This is a genomic window from Sulfitobacter sp. 1A12157 (genome assembly GCF_043557345.1).
In the GTDB taxonomy this organism is placed as follows: domain Bacteria; phylum Pseudomonadota; class Alphaproteobacteria; order Rhodobacterales; family Rhodobacteraceae; genus Sulfitobacter.
Genome location: NZ_JBIFFV010000015.1, coordinates 1 through 6,622 on the forward strand (window position 1 = coordinate 1; position 6,622 = coordinate 6,622).

Sequence of the window (6,622 nt, forward strand, 5' to 3'; positions counted from 1 at the left end):
GAAGGGCGAACTCAGGGACTATGGAAAGCGCGTGCTCGGCTTAGCGTAGGATTTCGCCCCCTCCCGCAAACGACCCCTATCTCAACGGTGCGATCCAAGGGATTATCATCATTCTCGCTGTGATCCTACAGCGCGAAAGGAAGACGGCGCTTTAAGCCGTAGTTGAACGCTTCATGGGAGGAGCAATTATGACATTTACCAAAACATTCATTGCCACCGCGCTGGCCACGGCTGTCGGCACTGCCGCCTTTGCCCAAGACACCAAAGTCATCGGCGTGTCGATCCCGGCGGCGACCCACGGCTGGGCGGGGGGCATGAACTTCCACGCCAAGGAAACCGTCGAACGTCTGGAAGAGGTCTATTCCGATCTCGACTTCGTCCTCGCCACCGCCTCGGACCCCGGCAAACAGGTGAACGACATCGAAGACATGGTCGCCACGCGCAACATCGACGCGCTGGTGGTGCTGCCCTTTGAATCCGACCCGCTGACCCCGCCGGTGCAGGCCGTGGCCGATAGCGGTGCATGGGTCACCGTGGTGGACCGTGGCCTTTCCGTCGAGGGGATCCAAGACCTTTACGTTGCGGGCGACAACAGCGGCTTTGGCAAGGTGTCGGGTGAATTCATGGCCCAGCAAATGCCCGATGGCGGCGACATCGTCGTGCTGCGCGGCATCCCCACCACCATCGACAACGAGCGCGTGGAGGGTTTCACCGCGGCGATCGAAGGCTCCGGCATCAATGTGCTCGACATGGAGCATGGCAACTGGAACCGCGACGACAGCTTTACCGTGATGCAGGATTTCCTGTCGAAATACCCCAATATCGACGCGGTCTGGGCCTCGGACGACGATATGGCGATTGGCGTGCTGGCGGCGATCGAAGCGGCGGGGCGTGACGATGTGAAATTCGTGCTCGGCGGGGCCGGCATGAAAGAGATGATCAAGCGCACCGCCGATGGCGACGCGATGATCCCGGCCAATGTGACCTACCCGCCGTCGATGATCGCCACCGCGATAGAACTGACGGCGGTGGGCCTCACCTCCAACGCGCCGGTCTCGGGCACCTTCGTGATCGGCTCAGTGCTGGTGACGCAAGAGAACGCGATGGATTTCTACTATCCCGACAGCCCGTTCTAATGGCCAGAGCCACCGGCAGCCCGCCGGTGGCCCCCTCTCATTTTTGAAGTAACGAGTACCGCATGACCTATCTCGGCTTGGACCTAGGCACCTCGGGCGTCAAAGCGCTTTTGATCGACGAAGGCCAACGGCCCTTGGCCGAGGGTCATGCCCCGTTGGAGGTTCAGCGCCTGCAGCCGATGTGGAGCGAGCAAGACCCCCATTCATGGATCACCGCCTGCAAAAGCGCCATCGCCGAGGTCCGCGCCACGGCCCCGGAGGCATTCGCGGCGCTGCGCGGCATTGCCGTCTCGGGCCAGATGCACGGCGCCACGCTGCTGGATGCCCACGACCAGCCCCTGCGCCCGGCGATCCTGTGGAACGATGGCCGCGCCCATGCCGAATGTGCGGAACTGGAACAGCGTGCCGATTTTCGCGGGCTGGGTGGCAATATCGTCATGGCGGGCTTCACCGCGCCCAAGCTGCGGTGGGTGCAGAAACATGAGCCGGAGATTTTCGCGCAGGTCCGCAAGGTCCTGCTGCCCAAGGACTATGTCGGTCTTTGGCTGACGGGGGAGCATGTCTCGGAAATGTCCGACGCGGCGGGGACGCTCTGGCTCGATGTGGAAAAACGCGATTGGTCGGATGAACTGCTCGCCGCCACGGAGCTTAGCCGCGATCACATGCCGCGACTGGTCGAAGGCAGCGCGCGGGCGGGCGGGCTTCGGGCTGAGCTTGCCGCGGAGTGGGGTGTCGGCAACGTCACCGTCGCCGGTGGCGCGGGGGACAATGCCGCCACCGCCGTGGGGTTGGGGCTGGTGCAGCCGGGGCAGGGGTTTCTGTCGCTCGGCACCTCTGGCGTGCTATTCACCGTGACCGACCGTTTCGCCAGCAACACCGAAAGCGCCGTGCATAGTTTCTGCCACGCGGTGCCCAAGACCTGGCACCAGATGGGGGTAATCTTATCGGCGACCGACGCTTTGTCATGGCTCGGGCAGATCACGGGGCAAAGCCCGGCGGCTTTGGCGGGCATGGTTCAAGACATTCGGCAACCCTCTCGGATCACCTTCCTGCCTTATCTCTCGGGCGAGCGGACGCCGCATAACGCCCCCGATGCCGCCGGGGCCTTTCACGGGCTGCGCCGCGGGCATGGGTTGCCGGATATGGTGCAGGCGGTGATGGAGGGGGTGGGCTTCGCCTTTGCCGACTGCTGTCGCGCCCTCGACCACTGTGGTTCCTTGCCCGAACGGGTTTGCGTGGCGGGCGGCGGCAGCCAGTCGGAGACATGGTTGCAGGTGATCGCCGACATCACCGGGCTGACCCTAGATGTGCCCGAAAGCGGTGCGCAGGGCGCGGCGCTTGGCGCGGCGCGGCTGGCGATGCTCGGCTGTGGCGCGGCGGCGGAGGCGGAGGTGATCCGGCCCCCGAAGATACGCAAGAGCAACGCGCCCAACCCCGCGCTCACGTCAGCCTATGCGGAGCGCTATGCCGCCTTCCGGGCGGCTTGGGAGCAGCGGCTGACGCGGTAGGCATCAAGCGCAAGACCGGAGTAGTAAAGGGCGGCCGATCACGTCGCCCCCCATCTCCTCACATCCCGGCAATCACCTTGTCCAAGGTGGCGGGATAGTCGCGCACCCGCACGCCGGTGGCGTTGTAGATGGCATTAACGATTGCCGCCGCCGCGCCGCAGATGCCCAATTCGCCGATCCCTTTGGCCTGTAGCGGGTTGGCCCAATCGTCCCGCTCTTCCAACAGATCGACGGTCAGCTGCGGCACATCCGCGTTCACCGGGATGTGGTATTCCGCGAGGTTGTGGTTGGCCACATGGCCGTCGCGCGGGTCAAAGGCCAGCTCCTCGGTCAGCGCGATGCCGATGCCAAAGGTCATGCCCCCCAGACATTGCGAGCGCGCCGTCTTGGCATTCAGGATCCGCCCGGCGGCAAAGGTGCCATGCATCCGCCGCACCCGGGTCTCGCCCGAGGCGGCATGTACCGCGACCTCGGCGAAATAGGCCCCGAAGGTGGCCTGCCGCACTGCCTCGGAAGTATCGCCGGGCTGCACATGACCCACTTTGGCAATCTCATCCCCGTTCAGAATATCGCTCAGGCTGCGGGTCTGGTTGTCGAAGGTCGCCTTGCCGTCTTTCAGCGTGAGGTCACCTTCCTCCACCTCCAGCCGCGCGGCGAGCTGTTTGCGGATCGCCTCGCAGGCCAAATAGACCGAGGTGCCGCTCGACGAGGCGCCCCACGACCCGCCTGAGCCCGAAGCCGGGGGCAGGGTGGTATCGCCCAAGACCACGTCGACCGCATCCCGCGGCAGGCCCATCATATCGCCCGCGATTTGGCCCAAGATCGCATAGGTGCCGGTGCCGATATCGGTCATATCCGTTTCGACCCGCAGGCGGCCATCGGGCATCAGCGTCACCCGGGCTTGGCTCTCCATCAACACGTTGACGCGCGCGGCAGAGGCCATGCCATAGCCGATCAGCCATTCCCCCTCGCGCCGTTCCTTGACACCGGGGCGGTCGGCCCAGCCGAATGTCTCGGCCCCGCTGTCGAGCGCCTCTCGGAAACGGCGGGAGGAGAATTCCTTGCCGCTTTCGGGGTCTTTCTCGGGGATGTTGCGGCGGCGCAATTCGACCGGGTCCATCCCGATCTTATCGGCCAGCTCATCCATCGCGCCTTCGAAAACGGTGACGCCTACCGCCTCGCCCGGCGCGCGGACGGAGCCTGCGCAAAGCCGGTGCACCCGCGCTAGGTCCATCGACATCTTGCGGTTCGCCCCGGCATAGAGGAAATGCGACGCCTGCAAGACCGGCTCGGCAAAGCTCTCTCCGGGCAGGTTGGACACCCGCGCGTCATGGCCCAATCCGGTCAGGCGACCTTCGGCATCGGCGGCAAGGCGCACCCGTTGCGTGGTCTCGGACCGGCGCATCGTCGCCTCATAGACCTGCTGGCGGTGCAGCGCGACAGAGACCGGGCGGCCCACCTCTTTCGCGGCAATCGCCGCCGCGACGGCCTCTGGCGCGATGCCAAGTTTCGAGCCAAAGCCGCCGCCGACATAGGGCGACAGGATGCGCAGCCGGTCGGGGTGGATGCCCAAGGCGTCGGACAGTTCGTTGCGGTTGTACTTCAGCATCTGATAACTGCCGCGCAGGGTCAGGTCTTCCCCATCCCATGAGGCGATGGAGGCATGGGGCTCCATCGGGGTGCTGGAATGCGAGGGGGTGGTGTAGGTTACATCGACCGAGAAAGCGGCCTCCTGCATCGCGCCCTCCAGATCGCCCTGATCCAGGGTTTTCGCCTCTTGCGGTTCAACCGCCGCCGTTGCGGGATCGACCGGCATGACCTCGCCGTTCTCCAGCTCGACCTTCAGCGATTGCGCCGCATGTCGGGCCTGTTCGAATTCCTCGGCGACGACCACGGCGATCAACTGGCCAAGATAGGCGGCGTGATCCGGTCCTTGAATCGGCGCTTGGTTTGCGGTGCCCTGCGCCGGATTGCGCAGCAGGCGCGGGTCTTGGATCACGGCCAAGACCCCCGGCATTTGCGCCACCGCGTCGCGGTTGGCCAAGACCACCCGGCCACTGTTGCCGGGCGCGCGGACCATGACGCCATGTACCATGCCCTCGACCTGCCATTCATTGGCATAGGTCGCCGTGCCGCTCACCTTCAGCGGCCCCTCCGGACGGTCCAGCGGCGCGCCGACAAGCCCCTGCGCCATATCGTCCAACCTGCGGGCGGTGGCAGGCGCATCCATCTTGAATTGCTCGGTCATTGCTGAGCCTCCGCGGTAAGTTCGTTCAGCACCGACACCAGCGTGCGGCGGGCGAGGGGGATTTTGAAATCATTCGCGCCATAGCCCTTGGCCTCGGCCAGCAGCAGATCGGCGGCTTTGTTGAAAAGGTCTTCCGAGGGCGCGTTGCCGGTCAGCAGTTTCTCCACCTCGGCATCGCGCCAAGGTTTCGGTGCCAGCCCGCCAAAGGCCAGATCGGCACGGCTGATCCGCCCGTCTTCCATCTCCACGATCCCGGCGACCGAGACGAGGGCGAAAGCATATGAGGCCCGGTCCCGCACCTTGCGGTAGGTCTGTTTGCCCGTCACCGGCGCGGGCAGCTTCACGGCGGTGATCAACTCGCCGGGCGTGAGCACGGTCTCTTGATCTGGCCGCTCTCCGGGCAGCAGGTAAAGCTCATCCAGCGTCAGGCGGCGCGTGCTGCCGTCCTCCTTCAGCGTCTCCACCTCGGCCCCAAGCGCCCGCATGGCCACGGCCATGTCGCTGGGATGGGTGGCGATGCAATGCTCCGAGGTGCCCAAGACGGCAAGGATGCGGTTAAACCCCTCCTTCGCCGAACAGCCCGTGCCCGGCTCGCGTTTGTTGCAGGGCATGGCGCGGTCGTAGAAATACAGGCAGCGCGTGCGTTGCAGCAGATTGCCGCCCGTCGTCGCCTTGTTGCGCAACTGCCCACTGGCCCCGGCCAGCAGCGCGCGGCTCAGCACCGGCCAGCCCTTCCGCAGGCGGGCGTCATTGGCCAGATCGCTGTTGGTCACCAAGGCCCCGATGCGCAATCCGCCGTCTTCGGTCTCTTCGATCTCACCAAGGTTGAGCCGGTTGATGTCGATCAGCGCCTCGGGGGTCATGACCTCTAGTTTCATCAGGTCCAGAAGGTTGGTGCCCCCGGCGATGAAGGTGCCACCGCTGGCCGCTTGCCGCGCGGCGGCCTCTGTATTTTCGGCGCGGGTATAGTCGAATGGTCTCATGCGTTGTCTCCCGCCGCTTTTCGGATCGCCTCGACGATGTTGGGATAGGCCGCACAGCGGCAGAGATTGCCGCTCATCCGTTCCGAGATCTCTTCCGTGGTCAGCGCAGGCCTGCCCTCCAGATCATCGGTCACATGGCTGGGCCAGCCCTCTGCGATCTCCTCCAACATCGCGGTGGCCGAGCAGATTTGCCCCGGCGTGCAATAGCCGCATTGGAATCCATCCTCGCGGACAAAGGCGTCTTGCAGCGGGCTGAGATTGCCGGGCGCTCCGATGCCTTCGATGGTGGTCACCTCATCGCCGTCATGCATACAGGCCAATGTCAGGCAAGCATTGATCCGGCGGCCATTCACCATGACAGTGCAGGCCCCGCATTGCCCGTGATCGCAGCCCTTCTTGCTGCCGGTCAGTCCAAGATGGTGGCGCAGCGCATCCAGCAACGTGGTGCGGGGATCGAGGTCCAGCCGCTGCTCGGTGCCATTAATGGTCAGGTTCGTTTCCACGGCAATATCCTTTGGCTAAATGGGGGCGGAGGGGCAGATCCCTCCGGCTATCGGCTGCTTCGGGACGTAGGGCGGCGCGGAGGAGCGGCAAGCGGGTGTGGCGGGTGGCGTCAGGCGGCGCCGTTATGTAACATAACCATGATTACGAGGATTTCCACTGCGTATCGGGTGGATTCACAAACGAAGTGCAAATTCTGTACGAATACAGAGAGTTGCATGGAGTATGAAGAATGGGAACCCACTA

At 64.6% G+C, this 6,622-nt stretch carries 5 protein-coding genes; 2 read left to right on the forward strand and 3 right to left on the reverse strand.

Annotation, left to right across the window (positions count from 1 at the left end; genetic code table 11):
• The first annotated feature begins 188 nt into the window (after positions 1-188).
• Both ACGYLC_RS17470 and xylB read left to right on the forward strand, forming a co-directional pair.
• Positions 189-1,136, forward strand: coding sequence for an ABC transporter substrate-binding protein (locus ACGYLC_RS17470; RefSeq protein ID WP_394424208.1), 948 nt, complete (start codon positions 189-191; stop codon positions 1,134-1,136).
• A gap of 62 nt (positions 1,137-1,198) precedes the next feature.
• Positions 1,199-2,644, forward strand: coding sequence for a xylulokinase (gene xylB / locus ACGYLC_RS17475; RefSeq protein WP_394424210.1), 1,446 nt, complete (start codon positions 1,199-1,201; stop codon positions 2,642-2,644).
• A 58-nt stretch (positions 2,645-2,702) separates the two neighbouring features.
• Here xylB and ACGYLC_RS17480 read toward each other — a convergent pair whose 3' ends face one another.
• Genes ACGYLC_RS17480 through ACGYLC_RS17490 form a run of 3 tightly spaced genes read right to left on the reverse strand, consistent with a single transcriptional unit; the run spans position 2,703 to position 6,378 of the window.
• A complete protein-coding gene (locus ACGYLC_RS17480; RefSeq protein ID WP_394424211.1) occupies positions 2,703-4,892 on the reverse strand; it encodes a molybdopterin cofactor-binding domain-containing protein in 2,190 nt (729 codons plus the stop codon).
• Entirely contained in the window at positions 4,889-5,875 is a 987-nt protein-coding gene (locus ACGYLC_RS17485; protein ID WP_394424212.1) for an FAD binding domain-containing protein, read from the reverse strand. The genes ACGYLC_RS17480 and ACGYLC_RS17485 overlap by 4 nt, the downstream gene beginning before the upstream one ends.
• Positions 5,872-6,378 (reverse strand): 2Fe-2S iron-sulfur cluster-binding protein, encoded by a 507-nt coding sequence (locus ACGYLC_RS17490; RefSeq protein WP_394424213.1) that lies wholly within the window; start codon positions 6,376-6,378, stop codon positions 5,872-5,874. Before ACGYLC_RS17490 ends, ACGYLC_RS17485 begins: the two co-directional genes overlap by 4 nt.
• Between the last annotated feature and the right edge of the window lie 244 nt (positions 6,379-6,622).

What these genes read in the sequence shown, in the direction of transcription:
- ACGYLC_RS17470 (WP_394424208.1), top strand. Translation starts at nt 189, where the DNA reads ATGACATTTACCAAAACATTCATTGCCACCGCGCTGGCCACGGCTGTC.
- ACGYLC_RS17480 (WP_394424211.1), bottom strand. Translation starts at nt 4,892, where the DNA reads ATGACCGAGCAATTCAAGATGGATGCGCCTGCCACCGCCCGCAGGTTG.
- xylB (WP_394424210.1), top strand. Translation starts at nt 1,199, where the DNA reads ATGACCTATCTCGGCTTGGACCTAGGCACCTCGGGCGTCAAAGCGCTT.
- ACGYLC_RS17485 (WP_394424212.1), bottom strand. Translation starts at nt 5,875, where the DNA reads ATGAGACCATTCGACTATACCCGCGCCGAAAATACAGAGGCCGCCGCG.